Origin of the sequence: Humisphaera borealis, assembly GCF_015169395.1 — a bacterium.
In the GTDB taxonomy this organism is placed as follows: Bacteria; Planctomycetota; Phycisphaerae; order Tepidisphaerales; family Tepidisphaeraceae; genus Humisphaera; species Humisphaera borealis.
The window spans coordinates 4,417,153-4,434,785 of record NZ_CP063458.1; the positions used below are offsets into that span (position 1 = coordinate 4,417,153).

Genomic DNA, 17,633 nt, shown 5'->3' on the forward strand with positions numbered 1-17,633 from the left:
GCACAGGTCATCCACGTAAGCCTGTCGTGGACGGCCGATTTCGCGACAGGGGGAACCCCTGGCGCCTTACTCTGCGGTCGCCGGGACGGGGGTCTCGGCGGCCTTCTGCTTGTCGAAGGCTTCGATCGCGGCCTTGCTGTCCGGATCGGGGTTGACCCAGACCTTGATCTCGGTCTGCAGGTCTTCGGCAAACCGGATGTTGACCTGGTAGGTGTTGATCCGATCGAGCTTGCTGAGCAGGTTGACGTCTTCGGGCTCGATGTTGAAACCCTGTGCCTGCAGGCCCTTGGCGACTTCGGTCGCCGAGACGGCACCGTACAGGTGACCCTGCTCGTTGGCGCGGCGTTCGATCATCACTTCCACGCCGGACAGACGGGCGATGAGGGCGGCCTGCTGCTCGCGGCGTTCGCGCTCGATCTTCTCGATCTCCTTCTTGCGCTCTTCGACCTTCTTGACGTTGTTCGGCGTCGGCTGAACAGCCAGGTCGTGGGGCAGAAGGTAGTTACGCGCGTAGCCGGCCGAGACTTCGACGATATCGCCGACGCGGCCGATGCTGCGGATGGATTCTTTCAGGAGCAGTTTGACGTTCTTGGACATGATGGGTTCCTTGTCACTTGTTGCTTGTCACGGTTCACTGGTCATTTACGGCTCGTCTCGGGTCTACGGAATGCCGCAAGTGACCAGTGACGAAGGGACAAATGACTTTCTTCAAAACGGGATATCGTCTTTCTCAAAATGCTGTTCGTCACTGAACGGCGGTTCGGCGACGGGGGCCGGTGCCTGCTGCGGACGCTGCATCGGTGCCTGGGCGACCGGGCCGCGCTGTTGCGGGGCGGGGCGGTTCGCGGGGGCGCGCTGCGGGGGGCCGGATTCGTAACCGGGGTCTTCGTAGCCGCCGGAGTCGTAACCGCCACCCTGCTGGCCGCCACCCTGGTAGCCGCCTTGGCCGCCCTGATAACCACCGCCTCCGCCGCCTTGACCACCACCACCGCCACCTCCCGGGCCGTCACGACCGCCTAGAAGGGTGAAGTTTTCGACGACGACCGAGAGCTTGCTTCGCTTGCCGCCACCTTGTTTGTCGTCCCAGGTGTCGAGCTTGAGCCGACCTTCGATGAAGATCTGCTTGCCCTTCTGGCAGTACTGATTGATCACTTCGGCCTGTCGGCCAAAGGCGGAGCAATCGACAAAGGTGACTTCTTCCCGGTCTTCGCCCTGCTGGGTGCGGAACTTGCGGTTCATCGCAAGGCCGAACTCGGCGACGGGTGTCTGGCTGGGCAGGAACTTGAGCTGCGGGTCACGGGTGAGGTTCCCCAGCAGCATCACTCGGTTGAAACTCGCCATAGCAACTCCGGTTCGGCGCGCTTGGTTCCGACAGCAATAGCGTGAGCCTGCGGCAGGGGCAACTACGCTTGCCCGTGTCTAGCCATCGCGACGAGCGGACAGGCATGCGTGCATGCCCGTACCACGACGCGCGACCGGCCGTTATCAGTCCTTGGCCGCGCCGGCTTCGGCGGGCTCGTCCTTGCGGGGGCGCGGGGCACGATCGCCACGGTCGCCACCGCGATCGCCGCCGAATCCACCACGGCCACCGCCGCCACCTTCGCCAAAGCCACGATCCCACGCCGGGGGTTCGGCCTTGATGATCGGCTGGGGTTCGACGGCTTCCATCTCGGCGAGCGTGAGGTGCTCGGCGTCGGTGAAGAGGGCGCGGAGGACCTCTTCGCTCAGCCGCACTTCGCGGTCGATCGGGGCGATCGCCGACGTCGGGGCCTTGAAGTAGGCGATGATGTACACGCCACGCTTCTGCTTGTTCATCTCAAAGGTGAGCTTGCGTTCGTCCCACTTCTTGATGACCAGGATCTCGCCGCCGTGCTTTTCGATCATGCCGCGGGCGGTCGCGATCGCGTTGTTGAGTTCCGAGGCGGCGTTGGAGCCGAAGAGGAACATGCCTTCGTATTGACGGATGCGAACTTTGGTTGTCTTGTCTGCCATGGTCTTGGTTCTCGGTCTGTCTGCCTGGGTTCTGGCCGGTTCACCGGCCGCAGTTCTTGTTCCCCTTTCCCCGGGTACGGGAGAGAGGGGGGTCACTCACTCTTTTTCGCTCACGTTGTACTCGTTCATCGCCGCGTTCAGCCCTTTGCCGATCCACATCAGCAGGGCTTCGGCGGCACGATCGAGATCGATCTTCTGTCGCTGACTTTCGGTAAACCGGCCCAGCACGTAGTCGCGCTGCGGGACCCGGGGCGGCGGGGCGTCTACCCCCACGCGGAGCCGCGGATACTGCTGCGTACCAAGTGCCCGGGCGATGTCCTTCAACCCGTTGTGTCCGCCGTCGCTTCCGCCGGGGCGGATGCGAAGCTTGCCGCACGGCAGCGCGACGTCGTCGAGGACGATCATCACGTCGACCGGCGTCAACTGGTAGAACGCCATCGCCGCCTGCACCGCCCGGCCGGACAGGTTCATGAAGGTCGTCGGCTTCAGGAGAAGGACCTTTTCAGATCCGCCGCCTGCGACCGAGACGCTACCGTCCAGTGCCAGCCCGTCGAACTTCATCCGCGAGACGCGGTCAAAGTCGTCCGAACTGCTCGTCAGCCCGTTGCGCCAGGCGAAGCGGTCGATGACGTCGAAGCCGACGTTGTGCCGCGTGCCCGCGTACTGGTTTCCGGGATTGCCCAGGCCGACGATCAACTTCATGGGAGTAGGCCGTACGCAGTAAGCAGTACGCAGTAAAGAGACGAATCTGCCTGCTGCCTACTGCGTACCGCTTACTTCCCTGATTACTTCTCTTCCGCAGCCGCGTCCTCGGCAACCTTGCCGATGACTTCGGGCTCGGCCGCATCGGCGGAACCTTCGGCGACCTCTTCCTCAATCTTCGAGAGGGTCGCGAGCACCAGGTCTTCATCCTGCAGCGCGACGACACCGTCGGGCAGCTTGATGTCCTTCAGGTGCAGGACCGAGTCAAGGCCCATGTCGCTGACGTTGTGCCGAATGGCTTCGGGGATGTCGGTGACGACGCACTCAACTTCCAGGTCGGCCACGAGCTGCTGCATGACGCCACCTTCGGCTTCACCCTTGGGGTCGCCCTTGAGCTCGAGCGGCACGGTGACGGTCACCTTCTCGTTCAGGCTGACGCGGGCGAAGTCGACGTGCAGGACCTCGATGCCGAGGTGGTCGTACTGAACTTCCTTCACCAGCACGGTTTCACTCTTGCCGTCGACCGAGAGGTCGAACACGTGAGCGCCGTGGGCCAGGTGCTGGCTCAGCGACTTCTTGGGAAGCTTGACGGGAACGACCGCTTCCTTGTGTCCGTAGACGACGCCGGGAATAAAGCCTGCTTCGCGAAGCTTGGCATTGGCCCGGGAGCCGAGCTGGGCTCGCGGATCGGCCTGCATTTGAATGGTTTTCGTTGCCATAGTTCTCTCCGTAGGGTCCGCGTTGGCGGACGCGATACGCTTTATCTGTTCGTTGGCCTCAACACACTGGCCTTAACACATTGGGACGCCGTTGGCAGTCGCCGCGATCCGCGTTGATCGCGGCGTCGCGTCCGCCAAGGCGGACCCTACTAGTCTCTCGCTCCGCCCGAGTCCTTGCGGAACAGGGCACTGACCGATTCGTTGTGGTGGATCCGGTGGATCGCTTCGCCGAGCAGTTCGGCGGTGCTCAGCATGACCACGCGGTCCTTGATCGCATCGGCGCGGTCGCCGAGCGGGATCGTGTCGGTGATCGCCAGCTTGGTGAACGCGCACTTGCTGAGTCGCTCGATCGCCGGCCCGGCGAGCACGCCGTGCGTGGCCGCCAGATACACATCCAGCGCGCCGTTTTCCTTCAGAATCCGCACGGCTTCAGTCATCGTGCCGGCGGTGGTGATCATGTCGTCGATCATGATCACGTTCTTGTCCTTCACATCACCGATGATGTGAACGGCCTTGGTCTCGCTGCCGCTGCGGCGTCGCTTGTCGATGATGCACAGGTCGCCGCCAAGGATATTGGCGTAAACCTGGGCCCGCTTGACATTGCCGACGTCGGGCGACACGAAGACACGGTTCTGCAGCTTCAGGCTTTTCACCCACTTGATCAGCACGGGGCTGGCCGAGAGGTGATCCACCGGAATATCGAAAAAGCCCTGCACCTGGGCGGCGTGCAGATCGACCGACACGACGCGGTCGGCACCCGATCGCTCGATCAGGTTCGCAACCAGTTTTGCCGTGATCGGCGTGCGGCCTTCATCTTTGCGGTCCTGCCGGGCGTAACCGAAGTACGGAATGACCGCCGTCACCCGGTTGGCGCTGGCCCGGCGGAGCGTGTCGATCCAGATGAACAGCTCCATCAGGTTCGTATTCACCGGGTTGCAGGTCGGCTGCACGATATAGCAGTCGCGGCCGCGGACATCTTCCTCAATACGGACCATCAGTTCGCCGTCCGGAAACAGCTCGGATCGACCGCGGCCGGCAGGGATCTCGAGGTAGTCGCAGATTTTCTGCGTCAACGCCGGGTTGCCGCGGGCGGCGAACACTTTGAGTTTGTCGGCGTCGAGTGACGACATAGGAGCCTAATGCGTACCGCGTAATCCTTCACTCCGCCCGCACGTTGCCGGCGATCGTCGTGCCTTCGGGCACTACCGCGTCTCGCGGCACCAAGGCGAACGGCCCGATGACGCATTCAGCGCCAATGCTTGCGTCGCGACCGACGAACGAAAACGGGTGGATGATCGTGTCCGGTCCGATCGTCGCTCCGGCTTCGATGTACACGTTCGCCGCACTGTTGATTCCGACGCCGTTGGTTCGGTGCGCCTGCTGAATCCGGTCTTGCAGAATCGCGTCGACGTCGGCCAACTGGTCGCGGCTGTTGACCGACAGCACGTCGTCGGCGGCGACCGCCTGCACCGCCGTCACCTTCTTGCCCGCGTTTCGCAGGATGCCAAAGACGTCGGTCAGGTAGTACTCGCCCTTTTTATTGTCGTTCTTCAGCCGGGCCAGGGCGAAGAGCAGTTCGTCGGCCTTGGCGCAGTACAGGCTGACGTTGATTTCCCGAATGTCGCGCTGCGCGGGCGACGCATCGAGCTGCTCGACGATTTCCAGGAAATCGCCGGCGGTCGTTCGCACAATCCGGCCGTAGCCGGCGGGCTCATCCACGACGGCCGTCGCCAGGCTGGCGGCGGCGTGGTCCTGCTTATGCGCCTGTCGAAGCGCCCGCAAGTTGTCGGCCCGCACCAGCGGACCGTCGCCGGCCAGGATAAACACGTCGCCGTCGGGGTGCGTCGCGCTCTGCTTGGCCAGCAGGCTTTCGCACACCCGCACGGCATGGCCGGTGCCAAGCTGTTCGGTCTGTTCGACCCAGTCGATTCGCGCGTCGCCGGCGAACTGAGCGATTACTTCGTCCTTACCATGCCCGACGACAACGATCACCCGGCCGCAGCCGGCTTCGAAGCACGCGTCGAGCACGTATCGCAGCATGGACCGGCCGCAGACTTCGTGCAGCACTTTCGGCCGGCGCGACTTCATCCGCGTCGAACGACCCGCGGCGAGGATGACGGCGACGGAACTCATAAGGATGAAGGATGAAGGCGGAAGGATGAAGAAGGAGACAGACGTCGGCGTCTTCGTTCATCCTTCAGGATTCAACCTTCATCCATATTCGACGAAGCTACCCCGCCTGGATTCGAACCAGGACAAAGAGAGCCAAAATCTCTTGTGCTACCGTTACACTACGGGGTAGTGGCTAATTTCGGGGTTGGCCGGGCAGCGATATGCCAAGCCGACGGTCGGACGTTTCGTCTTTTTTGCAGGCGAAGCCGACGCCACTTCGACGTGCGAGCCGGAAAAGTTCCCGGCGACGTCGCTGGTTGACGTGTTACTTCGCGGTGTCATGGCGAAGACTCGTTGGGCTCTGGGAACCCGCAAGTCTTGACGCCACCGTTCCCTGGAGCACGAGCCGCATACCGCGAACGCCCTGAAATCAGGACGACGGCCCGTCACATCTACCAACCCGGCCACGCGCCGGGCCTCTCGACGAACGCTCCCTCGGTGGGAAGTCGGAACATCCTACGGATGGCCTTGAAGTTGTCAAGACTAAGTGGCAGTTGAAACGTGTTGCAACTGCATATCAAACGCCCACGGCGTTGCCCTGGGTTCCGCGTGATGCAGCGGGCACGGATAAGCAGGTTTGGCGTAATTGCCATCCCGGAAACCGTCAGGCCTGTTTCAGTTGCACCACTGGGCTATTGCACTCGCGCGTTGCACCCGTCAAGAAGCGCCCCGCTTTCCAAATGGTTGACGCCCCTCGTCTTCGCACCGTACCATCGCCGGACTTCAAAGACCTGCCGCACAGGGTTGTGTGGTTGTAGCTGTCGAAGTTGAGCGGAGCGTGGATGGCACAGCGGCCGGGTAAGGTTAGCGGGCATACGCCGTCAAAGCCCCCGGTCCCTCCTGCGCCAGCGGAGGCCGTCGAGGACTTTAAGCCGGCGGCGCTCGGTAAGGCCAGTGACGAAGACCTGATGCGCCGCACCCAGCTCGGCGACAAGGCTTCGTTCGAGATTCTTTACGAACGGTATCACGCCTCGGTCCTCTCCTATCTCTATCGAATGCTCGGCAACCTCGAGGACGTCGAGAGCATCGGCCAGGAAGTCTTCCTTCGGGCTTTCCGCTTCGCACCGACCTATCGCTATCCGCAGAAGTTGTCGACCTGGCTTTTCACGATCACCCGCAATTTGGCGATCAACCAGAGCCGCCGTCGCAAGCGCAGCCCGATCCGCAACGTCACCGAGCTGAACCTGGAAGGCATGGACATCAGCGGCGACCCCTATCAGGTTGCCACCAAGGCCACCGACAGCCTCGAAAAGCAGGAAGAGATCGCCCGCGTCCTCAAAGCGCTCGAAGGCCTGCCGACGGATCAGAAGGAAGTCATCGTGCTCGGCGTGTTCCAGGACATGAGCTACGCCGAGATGGAAGCGATCACCGGCACCAAGGCCGTCACGCTGCGAAGCCGCATGTTCCACGGCCTCAAGCGGCTGGGCCGGTCGATCGGCGCGGTGCCGGACGAGGATGAGAAAGAGAAAGAACCGTAGGGTCCGCCTCGGCGGGCCTTCCGGTTTTGAGAGCATTCGCGTCCGCCAAGGCGGACCCTACACATGGCTACGGACATCGAATCCAATCCCCTCTTCGGCCTTCTGACTGACGCCCTGCGCGCCGGACCCGGCAGCCCCGAGTGGCATCAGGCCGTCGCCAAGCTGCGGTCGGAGGGGCTCGCCGATTCCGACGAATATCGACTGCTCGTCCAGGTGCGCGAAAACCTCGAAAGCGGGCGAGACTACCGGTCCGTCCGGGCCGGTCCGGGCTTTACCCGTAAGGTTCTTGAAGGGATCGAAAACGAAAAGCAGGTCGGCGGGGCCAAGACCGGCGGCATCCCGCTGGCCAATGTCATCGCGGTCATCTCTGTCATCGCGATCATCGGCGTGCTGGCGTACCTCGGCTACCAGCTGTTTCCGCGGCCCGGCGTTTCCCAGGAGACCGTTGAGGAACTCGAAAAGTCTTACCTGCCGACGGAAGTCGCGTCGGCAAAGTTCGACGGCACCATTCCTTCGGCCTGGCGGAAAATCGGTGCCCTGCCGCTGGAATCAACCAAGGCCGGCCTGAAACCTGCACCGTTGGCTGGCGGCGCTACGCAGCCGTCGGTGTCTGCCGGCGGGGCGCTGCTCTCGCCAATCGCCGTCGTGCCGGAAGAGACGTTTGCCGTCATCGTTCAACTCAAGCCCGGCCGTCCCAGCGATGACCTGATCGTCCAGGTGTTCGTTTCGACCGAGGATGATTTCAGCGCCGATAAGGCGATCAGCAGCAACGAGCTGGTCTGGCTGATCCAGGGAAGCCGCCAGAAGGTGATCGTTCGCGACAGCCAGACCGAGTACAACGCCGAGCGCCCAGACCCGACCAAACTGGATCCCATCACGGTTCGGCTGGCGGTTAGCAAATCGCTCGCCGTCGTGTCCAATGGCGGAACAAAGCTCTGGGCCGGCAACAACGGCCTGACGGCTAAGCCACGAACCGTGGGCGTTCGATTCATTCAAGTCGACCCCACCAAGCCGGTCGATCCTACGATGGTGGTGCAGTCGATTCGGATTGTGAAAAAGTAAGCAGTACGCAGTAGGCAGTAGGCAGAGAAGAAAACGCGAGTGTCCTCCGGGTCTTGTCTGCTTACTGCTTACTGCTTACTGCGTACTGCGTACTGCTTACTACGACCCACATGCGAGCCCCCGCCGATAAATCCTCGCCGCCAACCGGCCCGAACGCCTCGGACGTTCAAGCGGCGAAGTATCTCAGCGAGATTTACCACCTCCTTCAGCACGAACTCTCGAAGGTCATTGTCGGCCAGGAAAAGGTTCTTGAAGAAATCCTGATCGCCGTCTTCGCCCGCGGTCATTGCCTGATGCAGGGCGTGCCGGGGCTGGCTAAGACGCTGCTGGTCAGCACCATCGGCCAGACGATGGAACTGGCGTTCCGGCGCATCCAGTTCACGCCGGACCTGATGCCGTCGGACATCACCGGCACTGACATCCTGCAGGAAGACCCGGACACCGGCCGTCGGCGATTTGAGTTCGTCCGCGGGCCGATTTTCACCAACCTGCTGCTGGCCGACGAGATCAACCGCACCCCGCCCAAGACGCAGGCGGCGCTCCTGCAGGCAATGCAGGAACGCACCGTCACCGCCGGCAGCCATACGATGGACCTGCCCGACCCGTTCTTCGTGCTGGCGACGCAGAACCCGATCGAGCAGGAAGGCACCTATCCGCTGCCGGAAGCGCAGCTTGACCGTTTCATGTTCATGGTGATCGTGAACTACCCCAAGCGCGAGGAGGAACTGGAGGTGCTCAAGCGCACCACCGGCTCGGCGGTTCCTCGCGTGAAGAAGATCATCGACGCCAAGACGATCGTCGAGCTGCAGGAGATCGTCCGCCGGGTCCCCGTCGGCGATCATGTGTACAACTTCGCACTCGACCTGGTTCGCGCCACTCGGCCGAACGAACCCACCGCAAGCGATTTCGTCCGCCACTGGCTGAGCTGGGGTGCCGGCCCGCGGGCCGGGCAATATCTCATCCTCGCCGGCAAAGCCCGCGCGCTAATGCGTGGCCGGCTGCACGTGACAGTGGAAGACATCGAAGCCGTCGCCGCTCCGGTTTTGCGTCATCGCATCATCCCCAACTTCAACGCCGACGCCGAGGGGATTTCGGTCGAGCAGATCGTCGAGAAGATCATCACGCTGATTCCGCGCGGGAAGGGCGAAAGGCTGTTGTAGGGGCGGAGCCGTGATCGTTTAGCGGTCGCGCGGCCACCGCACACATTGTCATCCTGAGCGCGGCGAAGGACCTTGTGTCCGAGGCTAACCGGCGTTCGTGGATGAGCACCGATCGATCGGTGTCTGACGTTCGGAGATCTCTTCGGTTCGGATGCCAGGTCCTTCGGAGTACCTCAGGATGACGTGGGAAGCCGGTCAGGCCGGCTCGAGCTTCCAGTACCCGCCGCTGATCAGGTCGCGCGATTCGACCCACTTCCAGCATCCCGGCGATTCGACGATTTCCCGCCGAACGGTTTTGTACCCGCCCGGATCGATGCAGACGCGCTCGCGGCGGATGATCTGCACATTCCCCTCCCAGGACACCGTCTCGCGAACTTCGTATCGCGCTGGCGACCAGACCTGTTCGTAGACGACGCGGACGACAGGTTCCACCCATACCCGCTTGCGGATCACCTGATAGACCGGCTCCACCCAGACCCGCCGATACTGTACCTCGTGCCGCGTTGGCGGCATCGGGCGAACGTATTGTTCGTCCACCCAACTCGGCAGCTTGCCGTCGAGCTGGTTGACATCCACCCACACCTGTCCGTGTGTGGGGGACGTCATGGAACCGAACATCATCGTGGCGAACAGAGCTGCAAGGCTGAAGACGCGAGTATTCATGGCAACCTCCGGCGAACATCGTCCCCAATTCAATAGACGGCCGTGGCAGCCGGAAGTTGCAGGCACAGCACCGAATCGGGACGCGCGCCAGCCAACGAAAGCGGGCGACCCATGGGGTCGCCCGCGAAGTGTTCGATCTCGGTTACTCCGTTAGGAAGCCAGCGTCGCGTACATCGGCTGACGGATCTGGGTCGAGCGTGGGGCTGGGGATTCCTCGGCGATCGGCATGGTGCCGACGTCGGCCCAGTCGCAGGTGAGCCAGATCGTTGTCGGACGGGTCGGCGGCTCGGCCAGGATTCCTTGGACAGCCTCGACGACCTTGCCGATCCCAACGAAGTAGCCGCTGCAGTCTGGCGTCGTCTCGTCCTTGCACCCGATCGCAGCCAACGCAACATCGACGGCGGCATTGTCGGCGATCGCGGCTTTGGCGAGCCTGGCGGCCGGGATCGATTCGCACACGAACGCGACTGCACCGTCGCCGAGCAGCGTTGCCACTTCCCCCGGCGCGCAGGTGTCAATTACCGCATCAGGCGCATACCGCTGGGCGGCCTGCCGAAGTGCCTGCGTGACGGCCGATCGTCCGGGGGCCTCGACGGCGACCAACCGGCGATGACCGGACAGCAGCAGGTCGCGGCCGATTTTCATCCCCGCCAGTGCGATATCAGGCATGACGCAGTGCATTGAGAACGTGCGGGGCTCGTGCCCGATCGCGACGAGGGGCAAGGTGCGGACGATCAGGCTTCGGACGGTCGCTTCCGGTGCGCCGAAGAGGTCGAGTACGGCGCTGAATGGGGTCAGAAAGCTGGGTCGAATCTGGGACGGGTCGGCACAAACGATCATTTCAGGGTTCACGTCACGAAGCCGTCGGACAAGATCGGATTCGGCACCCGCCGGGTCGGTCAGGACGAGCCAGCGGCCCATGCCGGCGGCAGCGGGTGCGGTGCCTTTGACGTAGGTGCCGCGACCGATGCTGCGGTCGAGCAGTCCCTCGGCGGCAAGATCGGTTAGGGCTTTGCTGAGCGTCTTGGCATTGACGTGAAAGCGTTTGGCGAGCTGGCGTTCCCCGGGAAGCTTGGATTCGAACTCGCCGGAAAGGATGGCTTCGCGAAGTTTTTCACGAAGTCGCTGAAACTTGTAGCTCAGGCGAGCGTCGGCAGGGCCGGCCGTTGTATCGGTCGTCGCCTTCTCCGAAGGCGTGGACCGCTCTTCCGCGGGTGTCTCTACATGTAATTCCACGAAATACTCCAACGAACAACGATTGAGGGTCCAGTCGGGGGCGGCATCCGTCGCCGCGGAAGCCGCCGCGGCGTCGCGCCGGCTTCCCCTTTGGAACATGAACCCTCCACCATCTTCGACACGATGGGCCGCTCCCTTTGAATGAAACTGGAACAATTACAGGTTCTTGGCACGTTGCTGCAACGCTTGAAATATAAATAACTTACAAGCGACGAAGTGCCTACAAATGGCACCGCATGCCTATCCTGCGTGGCAACAGTATGGCCGGGATTTCCCGATCAGCCGGCGTATCCGGCGCTATCATCCGCCGATGCTTCGATGGCAGGATGACCTCTACCTTCCGGCTTGTTCCCTCTACCTGGACAGCCGTCGGCCTCGCCCGTTCTGCTTTGTATCGCACGCGCACAGCGACCATCTTCCCCAGGATGGTGCCCATGAAAGGGTGATCTCGACCGCCCAGACTCTGGTGCTTGCCAATCACCGCCTTGGAAAACTGTCCATCGCCGCGCCGACGGCGGAGTCTGTCCAATCGATTGATCCTGACACGCGGATCTCGCTGCTGCCGGCGGGGCATGTGCTCGGCAGCGCAATGATTCGCGTGGAACGCCCGGAAGGTTCGCTGCTCTACACCGGCGACTTTAAGCTGCGGCCGAGCCTGACCGTCGCGACCGCCGAACCCACGCCCGCCGACATACTGGTTATGGAAAGCACCTACGGGCTTTCCATGTTTCGCTTTCCACCCTGGCAGCAGACGCACGCACGGTTGGTGGAACTGGTGGGTGCCGCTCTGGCCGAGGGTCGTCAGCCGATCGTGCTCGGCTACTCCCTGGGGAAGGCGCAGGAGATCGTGCGGATTCTCACGGACAACGGTTTGCGCGTGACCTGTCACGGCGCGGTGGCGGCGATCAACGAGATTTACGAATCACTGGGAACGCCGCTGGGTGCGTTTCGTCGATACCGGCCCGAAGACTTCCACGGCCCAACGTCGCTGGACCTGGCCGAGCGAGGCGTGCTGGTCGCGCCACCACAGGTCGCGCGGTCGGCGTTCGTCAATCGGTTCTCCAGCCCCTTGACGATCCTGATGTCCGGCTGGGGGATGCAGAAGAACGCCAGGTATCGTTACGGCGTCGATGAGGTGCTGCCGCTATCGGATCACGCCGACTTTGGCGAACTGCTGGAACTAGTCGAGCGTGTATCACCCCGGAAGGTGTACACGCACCACGGGTACGCCGAGTTCGCCGAGACACTGCGGGCCAGGGGAATCGACGCCGAACTGGCTCGTCCGGAGGCACAGATGCGTCTGTTCTGACGCTACCGTTTCGAACCCTTGTATGTCGGGCGTAGGTGCACCTTAGGTGCGACCGCTAAACAGACAGGCGGGGCAGATCCAGTCACCCGGGTCGGCGGGGTGCTTCAGGTTTGGGCGGCGCGGTGGGCTTGGGCGGGGCGACGTAGCGACTGTTCGTCGGTAGTGCATTGCCCGTCTGCCTTGTCGTGCTAGCACTTGCCGGTTCTGAACGAGCGGTGTCCGTCGATTGCTTATTGCCTTCGGCGGTTGCGTCGCGCGGGGCGGGAAGCGTGGGGCCTTCGGTCAGTGAGCGAGGACCGTTAGCGGATCCTTCACGGGTTGGCGACGGATTTGGTTCGTTCGGGTCGCGGTACGACGCGGGTGCCGGAGGGTCGAACGCCTGAACCGTTGAAGGCTTGCGAGCCGGTGTCGGCGGCTCGAACGGAACCGACAACAACGGCGTCGGAACGGACGGCGTTACGGCGGAGGCTCGCGTTGTCGGTGCCGATGTCGGCGCCGATATCGGTCCAGGTGCTGGCTGCGTGGCTGGTATCGTCGGCCGAGTCGTCGATTTCTTTGGGTCCGACGGACGACCCATCTCGATCGGCGTTTCAAGGGGCATCAGTTCCGATGGCGCAACCGGACGCCATCGTTCGGACGGGGAACCGGGAAAGGCTGGCTGGCGCGGTTCGGCGACAAACGGCGGTCCAGGGACGACCGGCTGCGTGTCAGGTGGGGTCAGCAGACCGGGCTGCTCCCGCTGAGGCGGAATCGCCGGCAATGCTGGAAGGAGTGGCAGTTCGACACGGCTATCGGTGCGATCATCGGCGATCTTATCGTCGCTGATCGGGCCGTCTTCGGCAGGAAGTACAGTGTCGAGCGTCGGTTTCGAGTGTCGCGTTCGCGACTCAATTGCATAAATCATTGTCGCTACAAGGACGGCAATAAACGCCACGGTAGCGATGGTCCAGGGTCTGGGTGAGTGCGGTGCTGTCGGCGGTCGAGGAGGCGTCCACTCAGCGTTGTCGATCGGCGGATTCGCGAGGCCCAGTCCGCAACGTGGACAGAACTGTGCCCCGATCGGCGGGAACTTCGCGCAGCGTGCACAGCTCTGTGGAACCAACATGTCAGTGCCTCGGAGACGCAGCAGAGCGTCCTTCAGGTAGTTTACCCCAGGATCTGTCGTTGCCGCATGGCGTAATTCGAAGTCGCGCATCGAAACGTGGCGCGCGACCCGGCGTCCCAAGTGGAGTCACGTTGATTCGCCGAAGCTCACTCCGTAGCATCGAGATATCAACCGCATGCTGCACGCCTACCTCTCAGCCGCCGACATCCCTCTCGACAAGATCCTGATCGCATCGCTGGCGTTAGTTGCGTTCGTCGTCGTGGGGTTGGTCGTGGTATCGCAGGTGAAGAAGCGGCTGGCATCCGACGACGAGGGCAAAGGTCAGCCGGGCGGGTTTACGCTATCGGACCTTCGGGCGCTCCACCGCAACGGACAGATGTCTGACGAGGAGTTCGAGCGCGCCAAGGGAAAGATCATCGACGCATCCAAGCGGGCAGCCGAGCGCGACAAGCAGAAGCGCGATGGCGACGGGACCACCAGGCCTAACGCCGGGTGACCGTTATCGGGGCGGTCCTGAATTATGGCGTCGTTCCAATTGTCCGCCGTTGTGTGGCGCGTGTAAGATAGGAGTCATTAGCGTCGGATTGGCGTCGCAGAGGCCAATTGTTTCGACGTAATGAAGATAACGGGAATGGGCATCAAGTTGGCCCCCGTTGTCGCACGATAATTCTCTGAGCGGTCAGTGCCTGCCCCGAAAGTCTGGCGACACTGCGCCCCGATGCGTCATCGAGCGTTGTGGGGTTTCGTCGGAGGACGAATTCCGCGCGGCGGCTTTATATCCATGACCCGTGCCGGACGTCTCGGATGACGTCCCTGGCGCGGGAGATTAACGGCTGTCACCGGCGCACGGATTCGCCGACGTCAGCCCGCCGAACTGCCCGCCCATGACCCGGCTTGGCGTTCGGATGCAGAGGAAGGTTTGAGAATGGCAAGCACCAATCGCCCCGGTGGTGGTGGCGGGGGCCAGCCCCCCAGCAACAAGGACTCCAACCAGGGAGGGTTCCGGGGACGCCGAATCACCACCTGTAGTTTCTGCGGGAAGTCGTCTCGCGACGTCGGCCCGATGGTGGAAGGCCCTTCCGACGTCTACATCTGCGCCAACTGCGTCGATCTGGCCCATAACATCATCCGCCAGGAAAAGCGGAAGATGTCCACGGCCCAGCCGCTGTTCAGCAGCATCCCCAGCCCGCGGCAGATCAAGGAATATCTCGATCAGTACGTCGTCGGCCAGCAGTACGCCAAGAAGGCGCTGTCGGTCGCGGTGCATAACCATTACAAGCGGCTGACCACGCTCGAGCCCCAGGGCGGCGGCGACGACGACGCCAAGAAGCCCGGCGACGAAATCGAAATCGACAAGAGCAACGTGCTGCTCATCGGCCGCACCGGCAGCGGCAAGACGCTGCTGGCCAAGACGCTGGCCCGCGTGTTGAACGTGCCGTTCGCGATCGGCGACGCCACGACGCTGACCGAAGCCGGCTACGTCGGCGAAGACGTCGAGAACATCTTGCTCAAGCTGCTGCAGAGCGCCGACTATGACCTGGAAGCGGCCCAGCGCGGAATCATCTACGTCGACGAGATCGACAAGATCGGCAAGACGCAGAACAACGTCAGCATCACGCGCGACGTCAGCGGTGAAGGCGTCCAGCAGGCGCTGCTGAAGATGCTCGAAGGCACGGTCGCCAACATCCCCCCACAGGGCGGCCGCAAGCACCCCGAGCAGCAGTACATCCAGATGGACACGACGCACATCCTGTTCATCTGCGGCGGCACGTTCGTCGGGCTGGAAGACATCATCCGCAAGCGTCTCGGCAAGCGGATGATCGGCTTCGGCTCGGAGAACACGCAGACCGAGAACGGCCGTGAAAATGCCGAGCTGCTCCGCCAGGTGCAGCCGGAAGATCTGGTCGAGTACGGCATGATCCCCGAGTTCGTCGGCCGGTTGCCGATCCACGCGCCGCTGGAGCCGTTGGACGAGTTCACGCTGATGAACATCCTGACCGAGCCGAAGAACGCGCTGGTGAAGCAGTACCAGAAGTTCTTCCGCATGGAAGGCAGCGAAGTCGAGTTCACGCAGGGCGCGCTGCGGGCGATCGCCCGCCGGGCGCTGAAACGCGAGACCGGCGCCCGCGGCCTGCGAGCCGTCTGCGAAGAGCTGATGCTCGACATGATGTATCGCCTGCCCGACCAGGCCCAGCCGGGCAAATACGTGATCACGGAAGATGTGGTCGAGGGCAAGGCGAACCTGTTCGAGATCGTACCGGAACGGCGCAAAGAGTCGGCGTAAGCCGCCGGGAGCCCCGGGACTTGTCCCGGGTGTAACGCAATCAATGAAGCACGCCGCCCAGCAGGGCGGCGTGCTTCATTGTACGGATGAGTGATTTGACTACACGACGCCGATGACATATTGTCATCAGGCATGCGGGTGATCAGCCGGAGACGCCTGAGAGAGTTTTGGGATCGTCATCCCCCGGCCGAACAGTCATTGAAGAATTGGTACGCATTGACGCGCAAGGCGCAGTGGCAGTCGATCGCGGATGTTCGCAGAACCTTTCCACATGCCGACGCCGTCACGCTGGACTGCAGGAAGGTCGTGACGATCTTCAACGTCGCGGGCAATCACTATCGGCTGGTCGTCGATATTCTCTATCAGAAGAAAGTGGTATACGTGAAAGTCGTTCTCACGCACGCCGACTACGACTCCGAACCATGGAAAGCGCGAATATGCCGAGAATAAAGCACATTTTGTCGCGAGATCTCCCGGCGAGCTTTGAAGCACTCGTGCGCATCTATCCTCCCCGCGCCATCCAGGACGAGGTAGACTACAAGAACACGCAGGAGCTCATCGATGCCCTGACCAATCGGCCGAAGTTGAGCAAGGGCCAGGCGGATTACCTCGAAACGCTGACACAATTGTTCGAGGTATTTGAAGAAGAACACGAAGCGATCGATTCCGATCTCTCTCCGCTTGACGCCCTAAGGGAGCTCCTGGAGCAGCATGCGATGAGCGCTTCGGACCTGGGCAGATTACTCGGCGATCGCGCTCTGGGAAGCAGAATCCTCAGCGGGGATCGAGAATTGAGTAAAGCTCACATCCGTACTCTTGCGGAACATTTCGCTGTGTCAGCCGATTTGTTTCTCTAGGTGTCAGGTATCGACACGTGGTGTGCCGGCATGCTGGTACGGGGACTTGATCGACCAGTCAATTGCTCTCTCGTGAATTGCAACGACCTACAATCCGCACTCGGGGCACCGATCCGGCGAACCTCGCAGGTCATAGCCGCAATCCATGCATGCGTGCCTCCGGTGTCGCCGACGGCGCCTTGAGAGGTCACGCCAGCGCCACATTGCCCACACGACGGGGACCATGGCCGAGGTCATCCAGATGAGCCAAAGAGGAAGGACAACTTGCCACCTAGCCGATTGCAGGTGGGGATAGTAACTTCGAAGCATGGGTAATGTGCCAGACGTGCGTCTCCCCGGCACAGCCCGGCGAAATGACGTTAAATCGTTGTCCTTCGCCTCGCCGCCTGCTTGAGAAAGCTTTTTCCGCAATTCTGCCAACTGTGCTTCGGCTTGTGCCTCGGCACGCACTATTTGTGCTTCGCGTGAAAGGTTGCCTTGAAAAAGTTGCCAGAGCATCGCGTCATTCGTCGCCACATCGACCGCACGAATTTCGTAGAAGCGAACCGGACTGTAGCCGGTGGTTTTGCCCTGGGGGCCGAAAGGCGGAATCTGAAGCGACGAGAGAACCGATCCGCCGGCGAGCTCGATCTCCAGCGGTTTCCTAAGCGCGTTCCACTCGTTGGGGAGCAAGCCCTGGTGCTCGACATGTCGCAGTGCGATTAGCCCTTCGCGATAGCGAACGACATGCGTTCCCCAAGGCGTTTCGAATGAGAGGCTTGGGTAGTGGTAGTAGCTGTCGAGCCACGCCGCAGTGACGGCAAGCGTGAGAAGTCCGAAAGTTCCAAGGAACATGGTTTGGGCCATACGCAATTGGCACCGCCACGAACAGGACATATCTGGGCAGCAAAAGCT

The 17,633-nt window shown here is 62.2% G+C and carries 18 protein-coding genes and 1 tRNA gene; 8 read left to right on the forward strand and 11 right to left on the reverse strand.

Going from position 1 to position 17,633, the window contains the following annotated elements; genetic code table 11:
* Positions 1-66: 66 nt before the first annotated feature.
* The 8 genes from rplI to IPV69_RS16445 form a co-directional block, all read right to left on the reverse strand.
* Positions 67-597 carry a 50S ribosomal protein L9 gene (rplI, locus tag IPV69_RS16410; protein ID WP_206290771.1) on the reverse strand — a complete coding sequence of 177 codons (531 nt, stop codon included), beginning with the start codon at positions 595-597 and terminating at the stop codon, positions 67-69.
* Positions 598-708: 111 nt separating this feature from the next.
* Positions 709-1,341, reverse strand: a complete 633-nt coding sequence (ssb, locus tag IPV69_RS16415; protein WP_206290772.1) for a single-stranded DNA-binding protein — start codon at positions 1,339-1,341, stop codon at positions 709-711.
* 144 nt (positions 1,342-1,485) lie between these two features.
* Positions 1,486-1,992 carry a 30S ribosomal protein S6 gene (gene rpsF / locus IPV69_RS16420; protein ID WP_206290773.1) on the reverse strand — a complete coding sequence of 169 codons (507 nt, stop codon included), beginning with the start codon at positions 1,990-1,992 and terminating at the stop codon, positions 1,486-1,488.
* Positions 1,993-2,088: 96 nt separating this feature from the next.
* Positions 2,089-2,694, reverse strand: coding sequence for an aminoacyl-tRNA hydrolase (gene pth / locus IPV69_RS16425; protein ID WP_206290774.1), 606 nt, complete (start codon positions 2,692-2,694; stop codon positions 2,089-2,091).
* Positions 2,695-2,777: 83 nt separating this feature from the next.
* Entirely contained in the window at positions 2,778-3,413 is a 636-nt protein-coding gene (locus tag IPV69_RS16430; RefSeq protein ID WP_206290775.1) for a 50S ribosomal protein L25, read from the reverse strand.
* A gap of 149 nt (positions 3,414-3,562) precedes the next feature.
* A complete protein-coding gene (locus IPV69_RS16435; protein WP_206290776.1) occupies positions 3,563-4,543 on the reverse strand; it encodes a ribose-phosphate diphosphokinase in 981 nt (326 codons plus the stop codon).
* 28 nt (positions 4,544-4,571) lie between these two features.
* Positions 4,572-5,546: an NTP transferase domain-containing protein gene (locus tag IPV69_RS16440; protein WP_206290777.1), complete on the reverse strand. Its 975-nt coding sequence runs from the start codon at positions 5,544-5,546 to the stop codon at positions 4,572-4,574.
* Between the two features lie 97 nt (positions 5,547-5,643).
* Positions 5,644-5,714 (reverse strand) — tRNA-Gln (locus IPV69_RS16445).
* A 653-nt stretch (positions 5,715-6,367) separates the two neighbouring features.
* Here IPV69_RS16445 and IPV69_RS16450 point away from each other — a divergent pair.
* From IPV69_RS16450 to IPV69_RS16460, 3 genes are all read left to right on the forward strand, one after another.
* Complete coding sequence (locus tag IPV69_RS16450) at positions 6,368-7,063, forward strand: RNA polymerase sigma factor (protein WP_206290778.1); 696 nt, start codon at positions 6,368-6,370, stop codon at positions 7,061-7,063.
* Positions 7,064-7,126: 63 nt separating this feature from the next.
* Positions 7,127-8,125 carry a hypothetical protein gene (locus IPV69_RS16455; RefSeq protein ID WP_206290779.1) on the forward strand — a complete coding sequence of 333 codons (999 nt, stop codon included), beginning with the start codon at positions 7,127-7,129 and terminating at the stop codon, positions 8,123-8,125.
* Between the two features lie 110 nt (positions 8,126-8,235).
* Positions 8,236-9,285 (forward strand): AAA family ATPase, encoded by a 1,050-nt coding sequence (locus IPV69_RS16460; RefSeq protein ID WP_206290780.1) that lies wholly within the window; start codon positions 8,236-8,238, stop codon positions 9,283-9,285.
* A 195-nt stretch (positions 9,286-9,480) separates the two neighbouring features.
* On the opposite strand, the gene IPV69_RS16465 is transcribed toward IPV69_RS16460, so the two are convergent.
* Entirely contained in the window at positions 9,481-9,948 is a 468-nt protein-coding gene (locus tag IPV69_RS16465) for a hypothetical protein (protein WP_206290781.1), read from the reverse strand.
* A 150-nt stretch (positions 9,949-10,098) separates the two neighbouring features.
* Entirely contained in the window at positions 10,099-11,283 is a 1,185-nt protein-coding gene (locus IPV69_RS16470; RefSeq protein WP_206290782.1) for a GntR family transcriptional regulator, read from the reverse strand.
* Positions 11,284-11,494: 211 nt separating this feature from the next.
* Between IPV69_RS16470 and IPV69_RS16475 the strand changes: the two genes are divergently transcribed.
* From IPV69_RS16475 to IPV69_RS16495, 5 genes are all read left to right on the forward strand, one after another.
* On the forward strand, positions 11,495-12,493 hold the full coding sequence (locus tag IPV69_RS16475) for an MBL fold metallo-hydrolase RNA specificity domain-containing protein (protein ID WP_206290783.1): 999 nt from the start codon (positions 11,495-11,497) through the stop codon (positions 12,491-12,493).
* A 1,280-nt stretch (positions 12,494-13,773) separates the two neighbouring features.
* On the forward strand, positions 13,774-14,094 hold the full coding sequence (locus IPV69_RS16480; RefSeq protein ID WP_206290784.1) for a hypothetical protein: 321 nt from the start codon (positions 13,774-13,776) through the stop codon (positions 14,092-14,094).
* 429 nt (positions 14,095-14,523) lie between these two features.
* Positions 14,524-15,882, forward strand: coding sequence for an ATP-dependent Clp protease ATP-binding subunit ClpX (clpX, locus tag IPV69_RS16485; RefSeq protein ID WP_206290785.1), 1,359 nt, complete (start codon positions 14,524-14,526; stop codon positions 15,880-15,882).
* 198 nt (positions 15,883-16,080) lie between these two features.
* Entirely contained in the window at positions 16,081-16,332 is a 252-nt protein-coding gene (locus tag IPV69_RS16490) for a type II toxin-antitoxin system HigB family toxin (RefSeq protein ID WP_206290786.1), read from the forward strand.
* Complete coding sequence (locus IPV69_RS16495; RefSeq protein ID WP_206290787.1) at positions 16,305-16,739, forward strand: helix-turn-helix domain-containing protein; 435 nt, start codon at positions 16,305-16,307, stop codon at positions 16,737-16,739. Before IPV69_RS16490 ends, IPV69_RS16495 begins: the two co-directional genes overlap by 28 nt.
* Positions 16,740-16,826: 87 nt before the next feature.
* Here IPV69_RS16495 and IPV69_RS16500 read toward each other — a convergent pair whose 3' ends face one another.
* Positions 16,827-17,573 carry a hypothetical protein gene (locus IPV69_RS16500; protein WP_206290788.1) on the reverse strand — a complete coding sequence of 249 codons (747 nt, stop codon included), beginning with the start codon at positions 17,571-17,573 and terminating at the stop codon, positions 16,827-16,829.
* Positions 17,574-17,633 lie beyond the last annotated feature (60 nt).

What these genes read in the sequence shown, in the direction of transcription:
- IPV69_RS16455 (WP_206290779.1), top strand. Translation starts at nt 7,127, where the DNA reads ATGGCTACGGACATCGAATCCAATCCCCTCTTCGGCCTTCTGACTGAC.
- IPV69_RS16435 (WP_206290776.1), bottom strand. Translation starts at nt 4,543, where the DNA reads ATGTCGTCACTCGACGCCGACAAACTCAAAGTGTTCGCCGCCCGCGGC.
- IPV69_RS16495 (WP_206290787.1), top strand. Translation starts at nt 16,305, where the DNA reads ATGGAAAGCGCGAATATGCCGAGAATAAAGCACATTTTGTCGCGAGAT.
- IPV69_RS16465 (WP_206290781.1), bottom strand. Translation starts at nt 9,948, where the DNA reads ATGAATACTCGCGTCTTCAGCCTTGCAGCTCTGTTCGCCACGATGATG.
- IPV69_RS16460 (WP_206290780.1), top strand. Translation starts at nt 8,236, where the DNA reads ATGCGAGCCCCCGCCGATAAATCCTCGCCGCCAACCGGCCCGAACGCC.
- ssb (WP_206290772.1), bottom strand. Translation starts at nt 1,341, where the DNA reads ATGGCGAGTTTCAACCGAGTGATGCTGCTGGGGAACCTCACCCGTGAC.
- rplI (WP_206290771.1), bottom strand. Translation starts at nt 597, where the DNA reads ATGTCCAAGAACGTCAAACTGCTCCTGAAAGAATCCATCCGCAGCATC.
- IPV69_RS16480 (WP_206290784.1), top strand. Translation starts at nt 13,774, where the DNA reads ATGCTGCACGCCTACCTCTCAGCCGCCGACATCCCTCTCGACAAGATC.
- clpX (WP_206290785.1), top strand. Translation starts at nt 14,524, where the DNA reads ATGGCAAGCACCAATCGCCCCGGTGGTGGTGGCGGGGGCCAGCCCCCC.
- IPV69_RS16450 (WP_206290778.1), top strand. Translation starts at nt 6,368, where the DNA reads ATGGCACAGCGGCCGGGTAAGGTTAGCGGGCATACGCCGTCAAAGCCC.
- IPV69_RS16440 (WP_206290777.1), bottom strand. Translation starts at nt 5,546, where the DNA reads ATGAGTTCCGTCGCCGTCATCCTCGCCGCGGGTCGTTCGACGCGGATG.
- IPV69_RS16470 (WP_206290782.1), bottom strand. Translation starts at nt 11,283, where the DNA reads ATGTTCCAAAGGGGAAGCCGGCGCGACGCCGCGGCGGCTTCCGCGGCG.
- IPV69_RS16475 (WP_206290783.1), top strand. Translation starts at nt 11,495, where the DNA reads ATGCTTCGATGGCAGGATGACCTCTACCTTCCGGCTTGTTCCCTCTAC.
- IPV69_RS16430 (WP_206290775.1), bottom strand. Translation starts at nt 3,413, where the DNA reads ATGGCAACGAAAACCATTCAAATGCAGGCCGATCCGCGAGCCCAGCTC.
- pth (WP_206290774.1), bottom strand. Translation starts at nt 2,694, where the DNA reads ATGAAGTTGATCGTCGGCCTGGGCAATCCCGGAAACCAGTACGCGGGC.
- rpsF (WP_206290773.1), bottom strand. Translation starts at nt 1,992, where the DNA reads ATGGCAGACAAGACAACCAAAGTTCGCATCCGTCAATACGAAGGCATG.
- IPV69_RS16500 (WP_206290788.1), bottom strand. Translation starts at nt 17,573, where the DNA reads ATGTTCCTTGGAACTTTCGGACTTCTCACGCTTGCCGTCACTGCGGCG.